20 protein-coding genes and 1 riboswitch are annotated in these 22,142 nt (G+C 48.6%); of the genes, 13 read left to right on the forward strand and 7 right to left on the reverse strand.

What is annotated here, in order from left to right:
• Positions 1–79 precede the first annotated feature (79 nt).
• The 6 genes from queG to J7E78_RS26210 all read left to right on the forward strand — a co-directional run bounded on the left by queG (position 80) and on the right by J7E78_RS26210 (position 5,429).
• On the forward strand, positions 80–1,960 hold the full coding sequence (gene queG / locus J7E78_RS26185; RefSeq protein ID WP_215079390.1) for a tRNA epoxyqueuosine(34) reductase QueG: 1,881 nt from the start codon (positions 80–82) through the stop codon (positions 1,958–1,960).
• A gap of 15 nt (positions 1,961–1,975) precedes the next feature.
• Positions 1,976–3,007: an HD-GYP domain-containing protein gene (locus J7E78_RS26190; RefSeq protein ID WP_215079392.1), complete on the forward strand. Its 1,032-nt coding sequence runs from the start codon at positions 1,976–1,978 to the stop codon at positions 3,005–3,007.
• A 164-nt stretch (positions 3,008–3,171) separates the two neighbouring features.
• On the forward strand, positions 3,172–3,435 hold the full coding sequence (locus J7E78_RS26195; RefSeq protein WP_215079394.1) for a YneF family protein: 264 nt from the start codon (positions 3,172–3,174) through the stop codon (positions 3,433–3,435).
• Positions 3,436–3,492: 57 nt separating this feature from the next.
• Complete coding sequence (folE, locus tag J7E78_RS26200) at positions 3,493–4,086, forward strand: GTP cyclohydrolase I FolE (protein ID WP_036668229.1); 594 nt, start codon at positions 3,493–3,495, stop codon at positions 4,084–4,086.
• A 192-nt stretch (positions 4,087–4,278) separates the two neighbouring features.
• Entirely contained in the window at positions 4,279–5,133 is an 855-nt protein-coding gene (locus J7E78_RS26205) for a lipoate--protein ligase family protein (protein ID WP_215079396.1), read from the forward strand.
• A 71-nt stretch (positions 5,134–5,204) separates the two neighbouring features.
• Positions 5,205–5,429, forward strand: a complete 225-nt coding sequence (locus tag J7E78_RS26210) for a hypothetical protein (protein WP_091039003.1) — start codon at positions 5,205–5,207, stop codon at positions 5,427–5,429.
• A gap of 147 nt (positions 5,430–5,576) precedes the next feature.
• Here the strand turns inward: J7E78_RS26210 and J7E78_RS26215 are convergent, their stop codons facing one another.
• Both J7E78_RS26215 and J7E78_RS26220 read right to left on the reverse strand, forming a co-directional pair.
• A complete protein-coding gene (locus J7E78_RS26215) occupies positions 5,577–6,857 on the reverse strand; it encodes a Fe-Mn family superoxide dismutase (RefSeq protein ID WP_215079398.1) in 1,281 nt (426 codons plus the stop codon).
• A gap of 158 nt (positions 6,858–7,015) precedes the next feature.
• The gene (locus J7E78_RS26220) at positions 7,016–8,041 is read right to left on the reverse strand and encodes an alpha/beta hydrolase (protein WP_215079400.1); all 1,026 of its coding nucleotides are present in this window, start codon (positions 8,039–8,041) and stop codon (positions 7,016–7,018) included.
• Positions 8,042–8,399: 358 nt separating this feature from the next.
• On the opposite strand from J7E78_RS26220, the gene J7E78_RS26225 reads away from it, so the two are divergent.
• Positions 8,400–9,143 carry an IclR family transcriptional regulator gene (locus J7E78_RS26225; protein ID WP_076216717.1) on the forward strand — a complete coding sequence of 248 codons (744 nt, stop codon included), beginning with the start codon at positions 8,400–8,402 and terminating at the stop codon, positions 9,141–9,143.
• Between the two features lie 148 nt (positions 9,144–9,291).
• Positions 9,292–9,405, forward strand: a riboswitch (TPP riboswitch).
• 423 nt (positions 9,406–9,828) lie between these two features.
• Complete coding sequence (thiC, locus tag J7E78_RS26230) at positions 9,829–11,613, forward strand: phosphomethylpyrimidine synthase ThiC (protein WP_215079475.1); 1,785 nt, start codon at positions 9,829–9,831, stop codon at positions 11,611–11,613.
• Positions 11,614–12,138: 525 nt separating this feature from the next.
• Here thiC and J7E78_RS26235 read toward each other — a convergent pair.
• From J7E78_RS26235 to J7E78_RS26250, 4 genes are all read right to left on the reverse strand, one after another.
• Positions 12,139–12,828, reverse strand: coding sequence for a hypothetical protein (locus J7E78_RS26235; protein ID WP_215079402.1), 690 nt, complete (start codon positions 12,826–12,828; stop codon positions 12,139–12,141).
• A gap of 179 nt (positions 12,829–13,007) precedes the next feature.
• Positions 13,008–13,175 (reverse strand): hypothetical protein, encoded by a 168-nt coding sequence (locus tag J7E78_RS26240; protein WP_017690769.1) that lies wholly within the window; start codon positions 13,173–13,175, stop codon positions 13,008–13,010.
• 489 nt (positions 13,176–13,664) lie between these two features.
• A complete protein-coding gene (locus J7E78_RS26245; RefSeq protein ID WP_215079405.1) occupies positions 13,665–14,483 on the reverse strand; it encodes a zinc ribbon domain-containing protein in 819 nt (272 codons plus the stop codon).
• Positions 14,484–14,556: 73 nt separating this feature from the next.
• A complete protein-coding gene (locus J7E78_RS26250) occupies positions 14,557–15,507 on the reverse strand; it encodes a helix-turn-helix transcriptional regulator (protein WP_215079407.1) in 951 nt (316 codons plus the stop codon).
• Between the two features lie 84 nt (positions 15,508–15,591).
• On the opposite strand from J7E78_RS26250, the gene J7E78_RS26255 reads away from it, so the two are divergent.
• The 5 genes from J7E78_RS26255 to J7E78_RS26275 all read left to right on the forward strand — a co-directional run bounded on the left by J7E78_RS26255 (position 15,592) and on the right by J7E78_RS26275 (position 19,143).
• Positions 15,592–16,287, forward strand: coding sequence for a response regulator transcription factor (locus J7E78_RS26255; RefSeq protein WP_036668222.1), 696 nt, complete (start codon positions 15,592–15,594; stop codon positions 16,285–16,287).
• Positions 16,280–17,368, forward strand: coding sequence for a HAMP domain-containing sensor histidine kinase (locus J7E78_RS26260; RefSeq protein ID WP_215079409.1), 1,089 nt, complete (start codon positions 16,280–16,282; stop codon positions 17,366–17,368). The genes J7E78_RS26255 and J7E78_RS26260 overlap by 8 nt, the downstream gene beginning before the upstream one ends.
• A 99-nt stretch (positions 17,369–17,467) precedes the next feature.
• Positions 17,468–18,331, forward strand: a complete 864-nt coding sequence (locus tag J7E78_RS26265; protein ID WP_215079411.1) for a M15 family metallopeptidase — start codon at positions 17,468–17,470, stop codon at positions 18,329–18,331.
• Positions 18,332–18,359: 28 nt separating this feature from the next.
• Positions 18,360–18,920, forward strand: a complete 561-nt coding sequence (locus J7E78_RS26270; protein ID WP_215079413.1) for a VanZ family protein — start codon at positions 18,360–18,362, stop codon at positions 18,918–18,920.
• Between the two features lie 13 nt (positions 18,921–18,933).
• The gene (locus tag J7E78_RS26275; protein ID WP_215079415.1) at positions 18,934–19,143 is read left to right on the forward strand and encodes a hypothetical protein; all 210 of its coding nucleotides are present in this window, start codon (positions 18,934–18,936) and stop codon (positions 19,141–19,143) included.
• 140 nt (positions 19,144–19,283) lie between these two features.
• Here the strand turns inward: J7E78_RS26275 and acnA are convergent, their stop codons facing one another.
• Entirely contained in the window at positions 19,284–21,998 is a 2,715-nt protein-coding gene (acnA, locus tag J7E78_RS26280) for an aconitate hydratase AcnA (RefSeq protein WP_215079417.1), read from the reverse strand.
• Between the last annotated feature and the right edge of the window lie 144 nt (positions 21,999–22,142).

A 22,142-nucleotide genomic window follows, 5' to 3' on the forward strand; every position in this document is an offset into this window, starting at 1 on the left:
AATGAACGCCTGTCCTCTTACCGTGAGGCGGGCGTTCACTATTTACGGAATAAGTGTCGGAAGAAGAGAGGGAAGAGAAATGACGAGCGTACAGACCGGGGCAGCACAGGATGCCTCCGTATGGGAGAAGTTAAAACAGGAGATCAAGGCAGCTGGCCCCGGACTGGGCATTGATGATATCGGATTTGCTTCTGCTGATCCCTTTGTTTCCCTGAAATCGTTGCTGGAGCAGTCGCGGGATAAGGGGTATGCTTCGGGTTTTGAAGAGCCGGATATTGAAAAAAGGGTGCACCCCGCCTTAAAAGATGGCGAGCCCGCTTCACTTATTGCGATAGCCGTGGCATACCCATCCAAGATGGTGAATCCGCCGAAGTCGGAGCCGGGAGCCTATCGGGGGATCTTTGCCCGTTCCGCATGGGGGCAGGATTACCACCAGGTCCTGCGTACAGCCATGGACAAGCTGGTTAATTTCATACGGGAGCGCGTACCTGAAGCGATGATCGAAAGTATGGTTGACACCGGAGCACTGGTGGATCGTGCGGTGTCCCAGCGTGCGGGGATTGGTTTTAGTGCCAAGAACTGTGCCATTATATCACCCAAATTCGGTTCATGGATTTTTCTCGGGGAACTGGTGACGAATATTCCTTTTCAACCAGATACACCTGTGACCGAGGACTGCGGTGAATGTACAAAATGTATTGATGCCTGTCCTACAGGAGCATTGGTGGGGCCGGGACAGTTGAATTCACAGCGTTGTATTTCTTTTGTAACCCAGACGAAAGGGTTCGTGGATGAAGAATTTATGCTGAAAATAGGCAACCGTCTGTACGGTTGTGACACGTGTCAGATTGTCTGTCCGAAGAACCGGGGCAAGAACTGGGATCACCATCCCGAGTTTCACCCCGATCCGGAGATTGTGAAGCCACTTCTGTTGCCGCTGCTGGACATCGGTAACCGGGAATTCAAGGAACGTTTCGGTCAGAGTTCCGCCGCTTGGCGGGGCAAGAAGCCGATTCAACGCAACGCCGTTATTGCCCTGGGCAATTTCAAAGACAAAAGTGCTGTACCCAAACTTACAGAAGTATTAAAACGTGATCCGCGCCCTGAGCTACGGGGAACCGCAGCCTGGGCGTTAAGCAGAATTGGAGGAGAAGACGCCATGAGAGCAATTGGGGAAGCTGCCGCTAACGAACAAGATGGGAACGTACTAAGCATGCTGCAGAAGGCCGAGGAGCGACTGAGTTCGTCCGAGACCTTACCCAAACAGCCACAGGCTGGGCAAGTGAGTGAGAAGCAGCCAGAGGAACAGAACAACGAGAACAATGCCTTACTTGCGTTACAACAGGATTTGAAAATGGAAGCTGGGATTGAACCGGGTAGTGAGCAGTCTGCACAGCCTGCCAAACCGGAAGCCGCAGCGTGGAAACCTTCAGCCGTTACGGGTCTTCATGGCAAGCCCGTATACTACGATGAGGTACTGACACCGATTGGTACTCTTACGTTATGCGCGACGGATGAAGGGCTGTGTCACATTGATTTTGGCGCCTTTCACGTACGCGAAGCTCATCTGCAACAATGGGCCCGCATCTGGATTGGCGAGTATCGATATGAGAAGAATGAAGAGAAGCTCAGCGAAGCTGCAAAGCAGTTAAAGGAGTATTTTGCAGGGGAGAGAAAAACGTTCGACTTGCAGCTTGATCGGCTTGGAACACCATTCCAGCTACAAGTATGGCAAGTTCTGTCCGATATATCTTATGGAGAGGCCTCATCACACCAACAGGTTGCGGAAATCATCGGCAGACCCAAGGCTGTTCGTGCAGTTCTGGACGCCATTAGCAAGAATCCGATTCCGATTATTATTCCCTGTCACCGCATCAGCGGTAAAGACGGCACACTGGTGGGTTATGTAGGCGGTCTGCAAACCAAGGAGCAATTGCTCGCTTTGGAGCAGCAATCGTAAGAGCGGGGGACGTTCATGAAGTATGTAAACGTGGAGAGCGTGGAAGCGGGGGAGCTTCTGGGCAAGACGGTATATTCCAGTAACGGCACGGTACTGCTGTCTGCTGGAGTCCAGCTCACCGTATATATGATCAATACGCTGAAGCGTATTGGCGTGACCATGCTGTACATCCAGGATGAAGCTTACAAAGATGTGGATTCAGAAGACATTCTGGATGAAACCACGAAACGGGCAATCATTAACGAAATGAGTGTCACACTTGAAGCGGTGCGTTCCGGGAAAGATTGGAGTCCGAGAAAGGTAGCTCTCAGTATAGACAAGTTGCTGAATGATGTCCTGAACGGGCGTGAAATGCTTGTGCAGCTCACCGATATTCGCACCAAAGACAATGCGCAATATGTTCACGCGATGAATGTATGTTTGTTGTCTTCGGTGATCGGAATGAATATGGGACTTAACTTTAACCAACTGAAGGACCTTGCTGTGGGAGCATTATTGCATGATATTGGCAAAGTGGGGGAACCTCCTGGCAGTGGCTCTGCTGCGAATTCTTCGCTGCATCATACATGGCGTGGATTCGAAGTGATTAAGAACAAACGGGAGTTCAGTCTGTTGGTCGCCCATACAGCCCTGCAACATCATGAGCATGTAGATGGTACAGGCATGCCGAGAGGGATCAAGGGGAGCGACATTCATCTGTTTGCGAGAATCGTTAGTGTGGCTAATATCTATGATAACCTCATTAATGGTTTATCCAAAGACAGTTTGATGCCACATGAGGCCTGTGAAGAGATGATGGCGTTGTCTGGTACAAAGCTGGATCGGGACATTCTGATTGAGTTCAACAAGAGTGTATCCGTGTATCCCAATGGTACAGCGGTACGACTGTCCACCAAAGAGACTGGAGTCATTGTGCGTCAACATCGGGGATTGCCCGGCAGACCTGTAATCCGAGTGGCGCGCGGAAGTACGCGTTATTCTCTGGATGTGGTTGAAATCGATCTGGCTCAGCATACAACCGTTTTCATTGAAGCCGTCATGACGTAGCTTGTGTGCGGTTCAACTGGAAAATCCGTTTGCTCAAGGCGTGCGGAAATGCTATGATACTTTCAGGAAATCCGGTCTGTGTCAGGTTGCAACATGTGCGTTTAACATCATGAAATGACACGGATTATCAGGCTTTTTAGAATGCATACAGAGGTGTCTAAGAGATGGATATTGTTATACCGATTATTACATTGATTGTTGGTCTGGTCGGGGGATTTTTCATCGGGGTGTTCTACTTGCGTAAACAACTTGAGAAAATGCAAAGCAATCCGGACATGCTTCAGAAAATGGCGAAGCAAATGGGCTACAACCTGAACGGCAAGCAAATGCAGCGTGCCCAGCAGATGATGAAGAACCAGCAGCCAGGAGCAAAAATGCCCCAGCCTGGGCAACATCCTGCACGTAAAAGTTCGGGCCGCCGAAAATAATAGCAGTGAAGTGAATAACTGCTTACCTTATTGTGGTTCGAAAGGAGGCGTTTGGCAGTGGCTGGCGTTAAAGATTATTTAAATTCAAAAGTATCCGACAATCGGGAAAAGATCGAGTATCACGTAGAGCAAATCCTGAAATTGATCGGAGAAGATAGTACACGTGAAGGGCTGCTTGAAACGCCTGCACGTGTGACCCGGATGTATGAAGAAATTTTTGGCGGATATGAAGTAGATCCGCGCGATGTGCTCGGTGTTACTTTTGACGAGAATCATGAAGAACTGGTTATCGTCAAGGATATTGTCTACTACAGTCAGTGTGAGCACCACATGGCACCGTTCTTCGGCAAGGTGCACATTGGGTATGTACCAAGCGGCAAAATCGTTGGTCTGAGCAAAATGGCTCGTCTGGTCGAAGCGGTAACACGTCGCCTGCAGGTTCAGGAACGTATTACTTCACAGATCGCTGACATTCTGACAGAGGCCGTTGAGCCTCATGGCGTTATGGTCGTCGTGGAAGGAGAGCACTTGTGCATGTGTTCCCGCGGCGTGAAGAAACCGGGAAGCAAGACGGTAACGTCTGCTGTACGTGGTTCTTTCCGTGAGAATCCGGCACAACGTGCGGAGTTCCTGTCTTTGGTGAAAGATTAAGATCAGGTATGTCCACTTACCGGACAAGCCGGATGAGTAAAGTCCTTTGGTTTTGGAAGCAGCAGTTTCTGAACCCATTGGATGTGATATAAATAAGCCGTGTTCCCTGGGGAACCGGCTTATTTATATATGGCGTTGTCATTCTTATATACTAAAGACATATGAATTCGTTAAGCCGGAGGTAATGGAACGATGAGTGTACCTTCCCATTCAGATCAACCGGTTCAGCCGGAAAAGGGACTACAGGCAGATAAACAGGCTACATTGCGTCTGCAAATCTGGGAGACACCACTCATGCGACAAGGCAGTAGTGTACTCGAAGCTTTTGCTTGGGAAGAAGTCATGTGCAGGCGGGTTGGGGCAGGGCATCTGCCTGTTGCACATATATGGAGACACCCAGATGCCTTTGTAGCGGGTCTGCGTGACCGCAGGTTGCCACAGGCTGTAGAAGTGATGGAACGGATAAGAAGCCAAGGGACAGCGGTCTGTGTTCGGCCTTCCGGTGGAGCGGCAGTACCCTTGAACCCAGGGGTAGTTAATGTGTCGCTGATTCTGCCTAATCCCGGACATGCCATCAATATTCATGATGATTTCCGGGAGATGGCTTCGATTATTGCCGAGTCGCTAACACCGTGGTCGAATCAGGCGCAAACTGGTGAGGTTCAGGGTGCTTTTTGCCCTGGAGACTATGATGTCAGTGTAGGTGGGCTGAAATTCTGTGGTATTGCCCAGCGCAGGCAGGCAAAGGCGTATATTATTACTGCTTTTATCATCGTGGAAGGTCAGGGAGATCAACTGGCAGCGGACGTGCGTCAATTTTATCAGCATGCAGCAGGCGGGGCGAGTGAAGGATATCCTGATGTTCAGCCTGGAACGATGGCAAGTCTAAAGGAATTGGCAGGAGTACCTTCTGCAGCGGCATATACTGCCTCATTGGTTCGAACACTGCGCGATCGCTATCCGCAGGCAGAAGCCAGCAGGGTGCTTAGTGTGGGCTCTGAAGAAGTACGTCTGACAGCTGAGCAGATGAAACTGCGCTATGATTGAGTTCTTGATAATCGGACTTGGAATTGGGTAATAGAGATGATATGATGTGATTTCGGAAGGAGAGTGTTAGGATGGAAACGTTGAGATATACGTACTTATATGAGGTTGTATCTACAGGCGAAAAGTCTGAGTTCAGCCAAATGGCAACAAGCAAGGAAGAGGCTGCTGCACTGATCGTTGCTCGTATTGCCGATCTGGAGTTTACAGATGAGGCTGATATCAAGTTGGGCGATCTGATCGCAATTAGCAAACAGGTTGGCGACAACTATGTAGCGTGCGAGGGCTGTGCTTCTTAAGTGACCATTTTGAAATAGGAAGTCTCTCAAAATATAAGCAAGTCTCTATTTACAAGAGGCTTGCTTTTTTGTTTACACCAAAAGAGATATCTTTCAGTCATTCGGCTGGAGATATCTCTTTTTTCTCTAATCCACCTAACCCCAAGCTTAATAAGGCGGCCACAACAACTTGCGTGCCGTTTCGTAACGCTCGGCAACAGCTGGCCAGTAGACAACGTTCCACCAGTCCTCAATATACTTTTTGCGTTCATTCTGATGTTTCAGATAGTAGGCGTGTTCCCACACATCCAGTGGCAGGAGCGGTACGATATCGGACTGGGACAGGTTCTGATGTTTTTCCGCCTGCAAAATCTCCAGACGATGTGCTCTCGGGCTCCAGACAAGCATCGCCCAGCCACTGCCTTCCACTTTGTTCGCAGCTTCCGTGAATTGATTCTTAAACGCTTCATAACTCCCGAAATCCCGCTTGATCTGCTCCGCCAGCATACCGGAAGGTTTGCCACCGCCAGCAGGATTCATAATGGTCCAGAAGATCGTATGCAGGTAATGGCCTGCCCCGTTGAAGGCGAGTTCACGTTCCCAATGTTTGATGAGTTCAAAGTTATTCTTTTTTCGCGATTCCGCCAGTTTCTTCTCTGCCACATTTAGTCCGTCCACATAAGATTGATGGTGTTTGTCATGATGGATACGCATCGTCAGCTCATCAATATGTGGCTCCAGCGCATTGTACGCATAGGGAAGAGGAGGCAGTGTGTGTCCTCCAATGGGTACCGGCTTTTCTTTTACAGGAGGTGCTGTAGAGCTGGGGGTGGCTTGTGTTGTTCCGGTAGAAGGCGGTTGAACGGTTGCAGATTGGATCTGAGCTGAAGCGACAGGTGCATTTACATTCCCCTCTGGAGAAGCTGGAGCTTCTGAAGCTTGGCGATGGATGTTTCCTGGCCCTGACGTATGCAACGCATTTTCCAGAAAAAGTGACGGCTCCGAATCGGTTTCGCGCAAGATGCCAGGTTGGCCAAGCGTATCCAATACGCCCAGAAAATATTCTGATTCGCGGATAAAATGCAGAATGAGTACTTTGGCAAGCGGAACAGCTTGCACCGCAGCACTTTGTTCCAGAAGAACATACAGCTGTTTGATGAACTCTCTCGATTGCTGCCGAGCTGCCAACACAAGTTGATCGATACAACGAACCATGTAGGGAGCAGGTGAATGGGTTCCGGGCAATAGTTGTTTTAAAAGCTGATTGGCTACTCGCTCACTGTTTGCAAAGGTGGCCTCCCATTCCTCCAGTAGCTTGACGTATGGGGGCTCCAGATCAGGAACCAGGGCACGAATGACGAGTGTATGTTCTTTCTCCTGTTCTTTCCAGAAACGGATTTCCTCCAATGTCCGCAGAGGCAGCAGGTGACCATATCCATACCAGTTCATATCTGGTGGACCTCCTTCAGATGAAATTTATTGCATGCTCAGACCGTCGCTTAATGCGTCCCAAGAGTATATTCCACTGGCCTGTTGTCCTATGTATGCAAAAAAAAGAGCCCCTAAGGGCACAAGGATCAACGGGAAAATCGATGATTGAAATCTGGTTATTCTCCATTATTCGTGTTTTGCACATCGTCACTGCTTGTTTTCGTTACATGACTCAGGAAAGTTGAGACACGGCGCAGATATTCTTTTGGATGCTCCCGGAAGATCAACTCATGGTGCGCATCCTGGACAATCCATACATCCGAGTACGGATTGGTCTGGTTGGCGGCGAGTTGCTCCGCAATTGGATAAGGCGCCTTCTCGTCCTCTGTACCATGGATGAAGAAAATCGGGAACGGATAATCTTCCTTTTTCACTTCCTGATACGGAATCTGTTGCAATCCGGTACCATTCAGAACAGGGAACAACAGCTTCATGATCTCGAGTGTAGGCTGACGCGGGAGATCGATCTGGTTGTGAATGTTGTGGTACAGCGTATCCGGCTCTAGCAGGAACGCACTGTCCAGAATCATCGCATCCACTTCCTGCGTAATCAGTCCGGTTTGTAGCGCCGTACCGGCACCCATCGAGAAGCCCCAGACAACCAGTTCCTGCGCACCGCGCTGCTTGGCGAACTGGATGGCACCCAGCAATTGCTGTGACTCAGCTTTGCCACCTGTGGCTACAGCTTTGTTCACCTGAGAGGCGAAGCCATAATCGAACATGACCACGTTGAACCCAAGTTGATGGGCATAGTGTGCCAGGTCATACATGGGTACCCATGTTTCTTCGCGGTTGGCACCATAGCCATGACTGAAAATAATCGTTTTGCTTGCGGCATTGTCAGCAGGTATATACCATCCCTGCATCGTCCGGCTGCCATCTGCTGCCGGGAACGTGATGTCTTCGTACTTCATGTTCTTGGCCTGCATCGGATTGGAGAAGACCGGCGCTACCGTTGGATTGGATAATACCCATGCGATGTAACCATGCAGTGCAATAAAACAAAATAGTAGAAAAAATACAACGGAGAGCAGCAACGCTACGATAATATGTTTGAACCGAATAAGCCTCGGTGATAGGGGAGAAGGCAGATCGGACACTTTTGTTTGCAGCGGGGCTTCGCTCTGGGATGTTTGATACATGAATGCCCCTCCTTTGAAGTTCAGTTGAAGATAACAACGGCATGAAAAGAGAATTGCGTTGATTTCAGAGCCTGCTTCAGAGCGATATCTTAATGTAATATATCTTTATCGTATGTTCCTGTATAGTCAAAGTCAATTGATTGAGGGCATTTGTTACGCAATTGTTATATAGTTCTTAAGATATATGGGTAACATTACCTTAGTGGGTAAATTACAGGGGATTAAGTCTTATAAAAAGGAAAATTTACACGTTGGCCTATTTCGATTTTGGCTCTTTTTGGTTTACAGATGAGACCGTTTCTCATATAATTTATGTAACCAAGTTTCATGTGATGAAACATGAGGAGGGCATTATGCCATGGAAGATCGCAAGTTAACCGTCCGGGCTGTGGAACGGGCGCTGGATATATTATTATGTTTTACCACACGCAGTGATCTGGGACTCACCGAGATTGCCAGCCAGATCGGCCTGCACAAAAGTACAGTGCACCGCTTGATGGCTACACTGGAGGATCGAGGGTTCGTGATCCGCGATGCAGCAACAGAGAAGTACCGACTTGGCATCCGAATCTGGGAGCTGTCTGCACATATGTCCCGCAGTGATGATCCCGCTATTCTGCTGCTGCCTGCGATGGAGCGGCTGAGAGATCGATTGGGAGAGACCGTGAGTCTGTACCTGCGTGATGGCAGTGAACGGATTCGGATTCAGGCTGTGCAAAGTGATCAGGCGATTCGCCGAGTCGCTCCTGTCGGTGTCAGACTCCCGCTGTCTGTGGGGGCTTCCAGCAAAGTCTTGATGGCGTTTGCCACGGATGAGGATCGTGAAGAACTGATGAACGGGCCGGAATGGCCGGTGTTTATTGATCCGGCGGTGTATTTGGCGCAAATGGGAGATATCCGGGATAACGGATATGCGACGAGTTATGAGGAACGTGAGCCGGGAGCTGCCGCGGTATCGGTACCGATTATGGATCGCAGAGGCAATATTGCAGCTGCCCTCTCGGTCTCAGGGCCTGTCAGCCGACTTTCGCAGGAGACATTGCATGAGTATGCACCGGTGCTGAAGGAAGCTGCTACGCAGATGGGGCTCATGTTATCCTGATGTTGATGTAAGCTTTTTCTCCAATTGAGTTAATTTTCTGGAATATAAAGGTTGTTTTTATGTTCCAGTTGCGCTACTCTGTAATGGACGGCCCATTGGGGCCAGCTTCATTGAATATGAACGGCGGCTTGTGTATGCCGCAACTTGTTAACGTTACTGGGGGAGTCCGAACTGTCCGGACTGAGACGGAATCGCATGAGATTCTAGACCCTTTGAACCTGATCTGGATCATACCAGCGTAGGGAAGTAATCGGCGATATGACCACAACCACCACATGATGTGACCCTTGCATTACTCCGTTAAGGAGCTGCATGAAGGTGCATTATTGGTGATGGACATTAAAAGTCGGTTCCTTCGGGGACCGGCTTTTTTATATACAGTGAACGGGCGATATTGCACGTACTCCATTGATTTCTTTTTCAATAACCTGCGAAAGTGGGCTTGGATGATGAGAGAGAAGTCAACATAGATCCTTGATCTGTGGAGCCTCCGTTATGTTGTGAACTGTACATGAAAAGTGTCTCTCCTGGTCTGGTGCAGGATCGCTCTTTCTTCTCTGCATTGTGCATGATTTGGGACAGGTACGTAAGCGAACTGATGACGATACCAACCAAACCAAGTGAACGAACACTGAGGAGGAGACGAGCGAACATGAGTACAGGAAATCAAACGGGACAACAAGCGATGGAACAGGAACATAACGGTCAGCAGGTGGAAAAGAAAACAAGCGCGGCCGGACGGGTTCAGCCCTTTCCGGGCAGCCGCAAAGTCTACATTCAGGGCTCACGGCCGGACATTGCTGTACCGGAACGTGAGATAGCCCTTCATGATACAAATACTCCCCAAGGGGTGGAGCATAACGAACCGCTGTGTGTCTACGATACGAGCGGTCCCATGACTGATCCCGGATTTCACGCCGATATCCGGACAGGTCTGCCAGCCCTGCGTACCCGCTGGATCACAGAGCGTGGCGATGTGGAGGCTTACGAAGGCCGTACAGTTAAACCCGAGGATAACGGACTAAAGCCCGGAGGGAAGAGAGCTGGAGCTGAAGAGTACCCTGGATTACGCGATAAACCGCTGCGAGCACAGACAGGACGCTGTGTGACTCAGATGCACTACGCGAGACAGGGAGTCATTACGGCAGAGATGGAGTTTGCCGCCATTCGTGAAGGCGTGGAGCCGGAATTCGTGCGGCAGGAGCTGGCGAGTGGAAGAGCCATTCTGCCATGTAACATTAATCACCCGGAGAGTGAGCCGATGTTGATCGGTCGTCATTTTCATGTGAAGATCAATGCCAACATAGGTAACTCTGCCGTATCTTCCTCCATCGAGGAAGAGGTCGAGAAGATGACCTGGGCGGTACGATGGGGATCGGATACCGTTATGGATCTGTCCACAGGCAAAAACATTCATACCACCCGGGAGTGGATCATCCGTAATTCACCTGTGCCGATTGGTACGGTGCCGCTGTATCAGGCGCTGGAGAAGGTGAATGGCGAAGCGGAAGCGCTGACCTGGGAGTTGTACCGTGACACACTCATTGAGCAGGCAGAGCAGGGCGTGGACTACTTTACGATTCATGCAGGTGTACTGCTGCGTTATATCCCCATGACCGCCAAGCGGATGACAGGCATTGTGTCCCGGGGCGGGTCCATTATGGCAGCATGGTGCCTTGCGCATCATCAGGAGAATTTTTTGTACACCCATTTTGAAGAAATCTGCGAGATTATGAAAAGGTATGATGTGGCGTTTTCGCTGGGAGATGGACTTCGTCCAGGCAGTATCTACGATGCCAATGACGAAGCTCAGATGGCGGAACTGGCTACGCTTGGGGAACTGACGCAGATCGCATGGAAGCATGATGTGCAGGTGATGATTGAAGGCCCGGGGCATGTGCCGATGCACAAGATCAAGGAGAATGTGGACCTGCAGATGGAGATATGTAAAGAGGCACCGTTCTATACGCTGGGGCCGCTGACGACCGACATTGCCCCGGGATACGATCACATCACGTCTGCCATTGGGGCAGCCATGATTGGTTGGTTCGGCACGTCCATGCTCTGTTATGTTACGCCAAAAGAACATCTGGGCTTGCCCAACAAGGATGATGTGCGGGAAGGGGTCATCGCCTACAAGATCGCAGCTCACGCCGCCGATCTGGCGAAGGGTCATCCGCGTGCCCAGCGCCGGGATGACGCATTGTCCAAAGCACGGTTCGAGTTCCGTTGGCGTGACCAGTTCAACCTCTCACTGGACCCGGAACGTGCGCTGTCCTACCATGATGAGACGCTGCCAGCAGAAGGAGCCAAAGAAGCTCATTTCTGCTCCATGTGCGGACCAAAGTTCTGTAGCATGCGCATCACGCAGGACATTCGTGCCTTTGCGGCGGATAAAGGATTGTCCGAGAATGAGGCTGTAGCTGCCGGGATGCAGGAAAAGGCAGAGGAATATCGGACACGCTCCTAGGCGCCGGTACAGCGCAAGCTGGGCAGTCTGACATCGTTTGAAGGTGAGAATACTGCTATCATGTCTTTTTCTTATTGATCAGCTTCCTGATACTTTTTATCAGCATTATGGTTGATTGTCTAGCAGATGTTTAATAAAATGGATGTAAGTAAACACCAATAAGAGTAGCCAGGCCAATGGCTACTCCTGCACAGCATTTGCGGTGGGTATTCCTCCGAGTGCAGCAAGTTCAGATGAAGTGACCCGTCAGGCCGTCAACCTGTGGCGGGTCATTTCTTTTTACGATCGATGTATGTCAGGAGCGCAATAATTAACATCGCAAACACGATTACGTCGTTAAAAGAGAAGTTCATAGGATCACCTCCCACTGGAGGCAAGCCTATTTTCCACCACAAATTGGCTGTACAAAGTGATTATACCATTTGAAATGCTCTTGTTGGAGAGCATTTTTATTTTGCAAAAGGAGCCTACATACTGGTTTTTACAAGTTTTAAGTGATTGGAATATTTCACTCCAAATCAGCCACTACTGTCGAGCCACGCCTAAATTCTTCTCCAAATACGCCGCAAGCAATGCCAGCGGGTTATGGATCGGCATACCGCGACCTACTGTAACCTGTGCAGCTGCGGGAGCCATAGATAGTTGAGCTGCCACTACCGTTTTACCCGGATGCTGCTCAGCAATCTGCTGTAAGCCTTCATGTACAGCTTCAAGATACCCTTGCTGATCTCCTCGCATGATCAACTCAAATGTCCCAGGGATGCACACCGCTTCCGTCTGAGATGTCTGGGAAACGTGTAGTTTCACATCCTCATCCTCTTGCTGTAATGCCTGATTCAACCGTGCCATCGTGCCTTCAACGGTTGCCGGGTTGGTGAATGCGATTATGTAATCTCCCGGTACTCGCCGCATCTCCTGCAATAACGGATCATCTATGCCGATCACAGGCACAGGGACCTGTATGGCTTCCTGCTCCAGTACTGCCGCAAACAGGGTACACGTGACCAGAATGGCATCGGTATGACACTCGGCGATCCATTGGAGCGTCTGAGCTACCTTCTTGTGAATGACGACCTCGGAAAAGTCAGCGTCATGTTTAAGACGGTCCAGACCTGGATCGACGTAATGAACCAATTCAACCTCATAAGGAGCAAGCGTCTCTTCAATTAAGGCGATGTTGGAATAATGAGCGTGAAAACAACCAATGGTGATCATGTGCTAAGTCCCCTTTTACAGTTCGTATATGTCATGAATCTCGTAGATATTTAAACCATTATAGAAACATGCCTGAGGACTGTACAGTCGTTTATTGCTCAACGCCAATAACCGCCCTTCCGCCAAGTTGCGGAAAGACGGTTGATAACCGGAGTCGAATAAGGGTCCGGTGTCCATTTTTATCTAAGGGAAGGAGAAGCATTTTTCTTCGCCATTTTTTGCTGCAGAATTTCATGAAAGGATAGGCCTTGAGTGTTCTCATTCTCCTTTTTGGGAGCAGTGGTCGCCGTGTTGCGCGGATATTGGTGGTGGTACGGGATCATTTGCTGAATAGGCATGCGGATCATCTTGGTTCCTCCTTTAAAGCATGTTAAATATGCAATTAATATGATGTAATACAGGTTATGTATTTCGACTGTTTATGTTTCCTGATGCACTTATAGGTACATATGACTTGTTAGACGAAATAGAAGGGTGTAAGGCGTAATTCCAATTGGATTGTAGTGATTTTACCCGGTTTTAAGGAGATGTAAACGTTTTTAGGGAAATTCAGGAGGAAAGGACCTGATATGAAAGGTTTGATATGGGAGGATCGAATCGGTTGTTATGTGAATAGTCCTAATTTTAAGGAAGTCAATGGTATCCGCATATGAGGCATATTATCTGGTTAAATGATGCAAATCATGCTAACTAACTTGGTACCATGGTCGGGTTGTTTAGGTGGTAATGTAGTTCCGGATATAACAAAAAAACTGCCGAGTGTACTCGGCAGCTTGCGTGATATGAAGAAGGACGCGAGGAAACTTTGATCCTGTCTGAGGTGTATAGTGTTGGCTTTATCTACTTTGTCGAACAGCGATGTATATATCCACTTGTACACTTTCGGGATTCAGGCTGCGTTCATCATATAACTCAAAATCCCCGGTGAACGTACGATCGCTTTGTTTATCCCATGCCCACACGGCTCCCCAAGCTTCGTGAGCAACCTCTGCCATCGGTCCTTTTCTGGAAGTGAATACGGCGTAAGTTGCAGGAGGGAGTAGAATGTCGTCCAATCCTTCAGGCAATGATTCGTTCGGACTTACCTCATGCCCTACCAGTATGGTGTATTCTCCGGTTATGCCATCGGTGTAATTCGTGTAACAGCCATAGCGGGCAGCTTCGGGTCCAGGGAGGTGCTCTGAGGCAAAATAATTGTTCCAGAGTTCCTGAATACAGCCTTTGCCACTCATCTCAATGGCATTGGTTGTACGGGCGGATACGCCGGCAAGACGTTTGCTGGGGAGCGTGACATAACGAACGGGCTGGGCAGATAACGATTGGATTGTTGTAACCTGACCCGGTATAGCAGAAGTGGTAGATTTTTCTGCCAGAGATTCGGCATGTTGTTCCGTTGTATTTGTGCGCCAACGCTTCAAAAAAGGAAGCTGGTTACGGAGCATCGAACGAGCGGATTCCTCGTCCATGCCCTCGTCCTTCAGAATGGCAGTGCACATCTCCGTCATGCCCTCGAGTGAAATACCGGGCTGCTCAAACTTACCCTCTTTGTAACAATAGATACAGTACTCACGGGTTGTGCTTCCATCTGCTTCCGTTCCGAATTGGGCAGGTGCTGTGAGCGGCATGCCGCAGCTTTGACATACAGTGACGTTCATGATTGGTTCCTCCTTGTATATGTACAGATTGAATATAACTGAAGTATACGGGGAGGAACTGGACAGCTGTCTGTCAGGTTTGAGTCGGGGAGATATAATTTTGTACAATTTGCTCCGCGATACGGCATATCTCGTCCCGAATATGTTGAGGTTCCAATACTTCAATGTCCGCGCCGAAGCCCAGAATGAACCCATATAACCACGCATCCTCTGGAAAAGCAACCTGGCTGATATAATACCCAGTCCCATCAGGGATGACGTTCTCGATCCCAAACCATTCTTCCGCAATATGACGGACGCGAGGATGGAATTTCAAGGTTAACTTAGCTTGATTGTCTGGACGGCTCCATTCCTGTTGCCAGGGTCTGTCCTGTGGGTTGATGACTTTACGCTCGAAGTGCTCATTAGCAAGCGTGACATCTTGCATGCGCACAAGCTTGAACATGCGAAATTGATTCCGCTCGTGACAAAAAGCATACAGGTACCAGGAATGCTTCTTGAGTACGATGGTATGAGGGTCGGCAGTTCGGTGAGTCTGGATACCTTCCGCACTGCAGTAGGTAAAGGTTACGGGTCGCAATTGATCCATACCTTGTTCGATAAGTTCAAGCTTGATTTTTAGCGCTTCGGGATGCGTCCAGGTTGAATAATCAACGATGAATCGATTGGTATTGGCCTGAAAATCGTCATTTTTGGATTCAGGTACGATGCTACTGAGTTTTTCGACCAGAAGCTCACGCGCCGCATTAGCATGGGAGGTGGATACACTGCGAAGTGCAGTGACGATGGAAGCGAGGTCCTTGTCTGTTAATACGTTTCGATCCAGACGGTAGCCCTCTGCCAGACCAATCCCGCCGCTTGCCCCCTGATACGTCACCACAGGGATGCCTGCTTGACCTAGTGTATCGATGTCCCGATAGATGGTCCGGATCGATACTTCGAACATATCTGCCAAGTCTTTGGCTTGTACCCGTCCACGATTGATTAGCAGCACTACGATGGCTAATAAACGCTCCAGTTTCATATGTATGGATTCCTTTCATTGGTTTATCTGTTGGATTCAAATATGTTATAATGCCCAGCATCACACATAGGAGTGGAATAAGCAATGAAGCGAATTACGATTCTGATCGCAGACGATGAAGTTGAGATCGCTGATCTGGTTGCTTTACATTTACAAAAAGAAGGATATCACACCATCAAGGCCTTTGACGGGAAGGCGGCGGTTCAAGCTGTTCAGACTCAAGCGATAGATTTGGCGATTCTGGACATTATGATGCCTGGCATGGATGGGTATGAGGTGACCCGTAAAATTCGGGAGCAGCATCATTTACCGATCATTTTCCTGAGTGCCAAAACGTCAGATATGGACAAAATTACGGGGCTTGTGATGGGTGCGGACGATTATATGACTAAACCGTTTAATCCGATGGAGCTTGTTGCCCGGGTTAACTCCCAGTTACGTCGTTCGCTGCAATTCAGCCAGTCTGCGCCTGTGCAGAGGTCCATTCTGGAGAAAGGTGGGCTCATCATCACGCCAGATCAACATCGCGTTACACTCTACGGCAAACCAGTGGAACTAACACCGAAGGAGTTTGACATTTTGTATCTGCTCGCGAGCCACCCCAAGCAGGTGTTCAGTGCCGAAAGCATCTTTGAACAGGTGTGGGGAGAAGCGTATTATGAGAGCGGGAATACGGTAATGGTCCACATTCGTACCCTGCGCAAAAAGCTGGGAGAAGATGTGAACAAGAACAAGTTTATCAAAACCATTTGGGGTGTGGGGTACACGTTTAATGACTAAACGAAGAAGTTTTCGTACAACCATGATTATGTTGTTAGGGTTAAGCATGCTTGCCTCTGGCGCAATTACCTATGGGATTTACAAGCTTTTACAAGCCTATTATTCGGGTGTCCGTGCAGAAGATCAGCTCGCTGAATATCGTCATTTTATGAAAAGCATTGGAGATATCTATTTCTTCCTGATCTTATTCATTCCACTCGCCATTCTATTTTTCTTCTGGTTTACCAAGCCCTACGCGACGTATTTCAAGGATATTTCTACAGGGATCAGGCATTTGGCCAATGGAGACTTTCAGCATCGTGTGCAGATCTCCTCGAAGGATGAGTTAGGTACAATTGCGGAGGATGTGAACCTGGCAAGTGAGAAGTTAAGGGAAGCGGTGAAACGAGGGGATTTTGCTGAAAATAGTAAGGACCAGCTTGTCGTCAATCTGGCCCATGACCTGCGAACACCGCTGACGTCTGTGCTTGGATATTTGGATCTGCTCATGAAGGATGATCAGCTAACGGAGGAGCAGGTGCGGCACTTTACATCGATTGCATTCACCAAATCACAGCGTCTGGAGAAGCTGATTGATGATTTGTTCGAAATTACTCGCATGAACTATGGCATGCTGCCTATAAACAAGACACAGCTGGATCTTAGCGAACTGCTGAAGCAGATGAACGAAGAACTCTATCCTGTATTTGAAAAGAATCATCTCATCACCCGACTAAAAATAGACACTGACCTTACGGTCTCCGGTGATGGTGAGTTGCTGGCTCGTGTGTTCGAGAATCTGCTGATTAACGCTGCAAGGCATGGCAAGGATGGCATGTACGTAGATATTAACGGACATCGTGATGCAGAACAGATCATTATTCAGGTGATTAACTATGGTGGACATATTCGTCCAGAGGAATTGCCGCATATCTTCGATATGTATTACACCGGAGATCGCGCTCGGACCCCCCAGGAGGGTGGGACAGGCCTTGGCTTATTTATTGCACGCAATATAGTGGAACAGCATGACGGGACGATTTCGGCCCAGAGTGATGTGGTACGGACGTTATTCGAAGTTCGTTTGCCCGTATCTCAATGAGGGCTAACGTCAAATTTAAGAAAAACTTTAAAAATGCCCTGCTTTTTCTTTAACTTGTTTTGTCTATCCTTGATGTATGAGGCAGAAGGAGGAACAAGCATGAAAAAGTGGGGCTTTTTAATATGTATCGTTTTGATCGGATATATCGTTACACAATCACCAGGATGGCTTCAGCAGAAGGATGAATTGCCCATCGAGATTCAGAATACGCGCGAAAGTCCCGCAGGTTATACGGTATCTGTCACGGGAAATATTCAGGATCAGGTACATAAGGGGAACTTGTTACTGGTTAATAAGCAATACCCCATTGGGGCGGAAGGGGTTCAATCCGATATTGTATATATAGCGGATGAGGATGAGCTGCTTCGTGGATATGGAATACTGGATCAGAAAATCATGTTATCCCGGGAGGTGGCACAGGAGTTTCAGAAGATGGTGGAAGCTGCAGGCGAAGAGGGAGTCAGATATTTTCTCGTCAGCAGTGGATACAGGGACTTTGCGAAGCAGGACGAGTTATATCAGGAAAAGGGTTCAGACTATGCACTTCCTGCGGGACACAGTGAGCACAATCTTGGGTTATCCCTGGATATCGGCTCCAGCCTGGCGGCGATGAATGAAGCACCAGAGGGTGCCTGGCTGGAGAAGAATGCATGGGAATACGGATTTATTCTGCGTTATCCAAAGGATAAAGTGCGCATAACGGGCATTCAGTATGAACCATGGCACTTTCGATATGTAGGGCTGCCGCACAGTGCTGTTATGCATAAGAATAATCTGGTGCTGGAAGAGTATCTCGATTTGCTAAAAGAAAAAGAGAACATTACTGTGGAAGTGGAAGAAGAGGAGTATCATATCCGCTATTACAAGGCCACCCGAGATACGACCGTTTACATACCTGAGCACGGCCAAACTGAGATATCGGGTGATAACATGGATGGCATCATCGTCACCGTAAAGAAATAACAGGGCAACACAAGGGAGGCAAAACAACATGAAGCACAACAACCAGAAGAAAAACAAATATTACATCCTTTGGATTGCCGTTTTCATTATCTATTTATATCTAGTGACGAAGATAATTCTGTTCAAAGGAAGTGCTGTCGACTTGGAAATTGTGAAGGTTCGACTTATCGCATTCTTGCAACAACCGGATCTGATCCATACGCGAACCGTCAACCTGACACCATTTCAGGAAATTTCACGAGACTGGAACAGTCTGTCGTTACATCGTCCGGGTACCGCAATTCATCTGGTAGGCAATATACTGGCCTTTATCCCACTGGGCATCTTCATTCCTGTTTTGACGGGCAATAAATTATTCTCTGGAATAAAGGTATTCCTGCTGTCCCTGCTGCTCAGTCTGGGCTATGAAGTGACACAGCTGTTGACTGGCATGGGCATATTCGATGTGGATGATCTGATGCTTAATACACTCGGCGGATTGATTGGATATATTGTTTTCACTATGGCTATGGGTCTGAAAAAGGTGTTGTCGGGAGGAGAATCCCGCGTGACGACGAAAAAGTTAAATTCTAAGGAAAGTCATGTGTAAGGAGGAGAAGAACTTGATTATAATGGCTGTACTGTTCATTAGCGCAGGGCTAATGTTTCTCATGTATCCACACAAGGCAACGGATGCTTCGGAAAAACAGATTACGGAGCGAGTGATCATGTCGAGATGGGTCGGAGGCTCGCTTATTATCATGTCATCTCTGTTTCTGATTATGGGTTCACTACAACTGTTGGATCAAGTCTCACATCATATTGGACATTAAAAGGAAGTTGGATTGAAAATTGATTTTTAAATGTATCCCGATTATAGGAAAGCAAAGCAAACAAAGCTCCCCGCCACGTGCTGATTGCACGTAATAGGGAGCTTCGCTGTATAACTTCATCACATTAATGATTTATATCATTATGCTTTTTTCATCATTTGCCGCAATACAGTTTGCAGGATACCGCCGTTATGGTAGTAATCCACGTCAACCATGCTGTCCAGACGAGCGATAACAGGGAAGTCGAACTGTGTACCGTCCTCACGAGTTACGGTAACTTTCAATTCTTGTCCTGGCTCCACATCATTGCTAAGGCCAGTAATGTCATACGTTTCACGTCCGTTCAGACCAAGGCTGGACCAGCCGTGACCTTCCTGGAATTGCAATGGCATTACGCCCATGCCAACCAGGTTACTACGGTGAATCCGCTCGAAGCTTTCTGCGATAACGGCTTTGACGCCGAGCAGGAATGTTCCTTTTGCCGCCCAGTCACGGGAGCTACCTGTACCATACTCTTTACCAGCGATAACGATCAGGTTCTGTCCTTCATCCTGATACTTCATGGAAGCATCGTAGATGGACATTTCTTCGTCCGTTGGCAGGTACTTCGTAATACCGCCTTCGGTGCCCGGAGCCACCTGGTTACGAATACGAATGTTGGCAAACGTACCACGCATCATGACTTCATGGTTACCACGACGTGAACCGTAGGAGTTGAAGTCTTTGCGCTCTACGCCATGCTCTTTCAAGTACAGTCCAGCCGGGCTGGATGGTGCGATATTACCTGCTGGCGAGATGTGATCCGTTGTTACGGAATCCGCAAGCAATGCCATCACGCGTGCAGAACGGATATCTGCGATATCGTTCAACTTGTCGCCAAGCTCCTGGAAGAACGGAGGATTCTGAATGTACGTGGAGTTCGGATCCCACTCGTACAATTCACCTTCAGGTACAGAAATGGCATTCCAACGCTCATTGGCTGTAAATACATTCTCGTACTTGTTGCGGAACATCTGAGCGTTCAGGGAACTAGCGATGGTATCCTTGATTTCCTCGGAGGTAGGCCAGAGGTCTTTCAGGAATACAGGCTCATTGTTCGTATCATAACCGATTGGATCGGTTTCAAAGTCAATATTCACTGTACCCGCAAGTGCATATGCCACAACGAGTGGTGGGGATGCCAGGTAGTTGGCTTTAACCTGTGCATGCACACGGCCTTCGAAGTTACGGTTACCGGACAATACAGCCGCTACGGTCATATCGTTCTCAGCAATAGCTTCGCTCACTTCGTCCGGCAGTGGGCCGGAGTTACCGATGCATGTTGCACAACCGTAGCCGGCAACGTTGAACCCGAGTTTATCGAGATACGTGTTCAGGCCTGCTTTTTCCAGGTACTCGGTAACAACAAGGGAACCTGGTGTCAGACTGCTTTTCACATATCCTGGTTTGGTCAGGCCGCGTTCAACTGCTTTTTTCGCCAGTAGTCCCGCTCCAACCATAACACTTGGATTCGAAGTGTTCGTACAACTTGTGATCGCCGCAATGACAACCGCGCCTGCTTTTAGTTCGCTGGTGGAGCCGTCAGTGTGTTTGATAGGTACGATTTCTTCAATTTTCTCATCGCTCAGTCCGTATCCACCTTTATCGACAGGTGTACGGATGATGCTATTGAAGCTTTCTTTCATTTGTGTCAGCTCGATGCGATCCTGTGGACGTTTTGGTCCTGCAAGACTTGGTACAACAGAGCCGAGATCCAGTTCAATCACATCTGTGAATTCAGGATCAACGGTGCTGGATGTACGGAACATGCCTTGAGCTTTGTAGTAAGCTTCAACCAATTCAACCTGCTCGTCAGGACGACCAGTATTACGCAGATAGTTCAGCGTTTCACTATCAACAGGGAAGAAACCGATCGTTGCGCCGTACTCTGGTGCCATGTTGGCTACTGTTGCACGGTCAGCCAGACCGATGTTGGCAAGACCTGGTCCGTAGAACTCTACGAATTTACCAACAACGCCTTTTTTACGAAGCAATTGGGTAACGGTCAGTGCCAGATCCGTTGCTGTTGCGCCTTCACTCAGGCTGCCTGTCAGTTTGAAACCGATAACGTCCGGTGTTACAAAGTAAAGCGGTTGGCCCAGCATACCTGCTTCGGCCTCGATTCCACCAACACCCCAACCAACAACACCAAGTCCGTTGATCATGGTGGTGTGGGAGTCTGTACCTACGAGGGAATCCGGGAATACAACGGTTTCGCCGTCAATAGTTTTGGTTGCTGCCACGGAAGCCAGATACTCCAGGTTAACCTGGTGAACGATCCCTGTGGATGGTGGAACGGCACGGAAGTTGTTGAATGCCGTTTGTGCCCAACGCAAGAAACGGTAACGCTCTTCATTACGCTCGAACTCGACCTTGATATTGTAATCAAGTGCATCGTTGGTACCAAAAGCATCAACCATGACGGAGTGGTCGATAACGAGATCGACCGGTACGAGCGGGTTAATTTGTTTCGGGTCGCCGCCTGCTTTTTTCACAGTATCACGCATTGCAGCGAGGTCAACAACAACCGGTACACCGGTGAAATCCTGCAGAACGATACGTGCAGGGATGAATGGAATTTCCTTGTTATTGTCACGGCCATCTGCCCAGCCGGTCAGTTGTTTTACGTGTTCTTCGGTAATGGCACGTCCGTCGAATTGACGAATGGCTGCTTCAAGCAACACTTTAATGGAGAAAGGAAGCCTGGAAAGATCGCCGTGGCCGTTTTCCTGAAGAGCATCGAGACTGTAGTAGCGGTAAGACTTGCCTCCAACCTCAAGACTGCGAGCGGCGGAGAAATGATTCTTTGCTGACATACATGTACCTCCTTGGGATGTGTCGGTGAGATGAAGAAAACGTTCATTTAGGTGAAGAACAGGCCTTCATCATTCCGTGTTCTCGTTTGTTAGTTTCATCAGATGAAACGTAATTTCATAATCATAACTTTAGTTTTAAGTATA

The sequence above is a fragment of the Paenibacillus polymyxa genome, assembly GCF_018614975.1.
In the GTDB taxonomy this organism is placed as follows: Bacteria; Bacillota; Bacilli; order Paenibacillales; family Paenibacillaceae; genus Paenibacillus; species Paenibacillus polymyxa_E.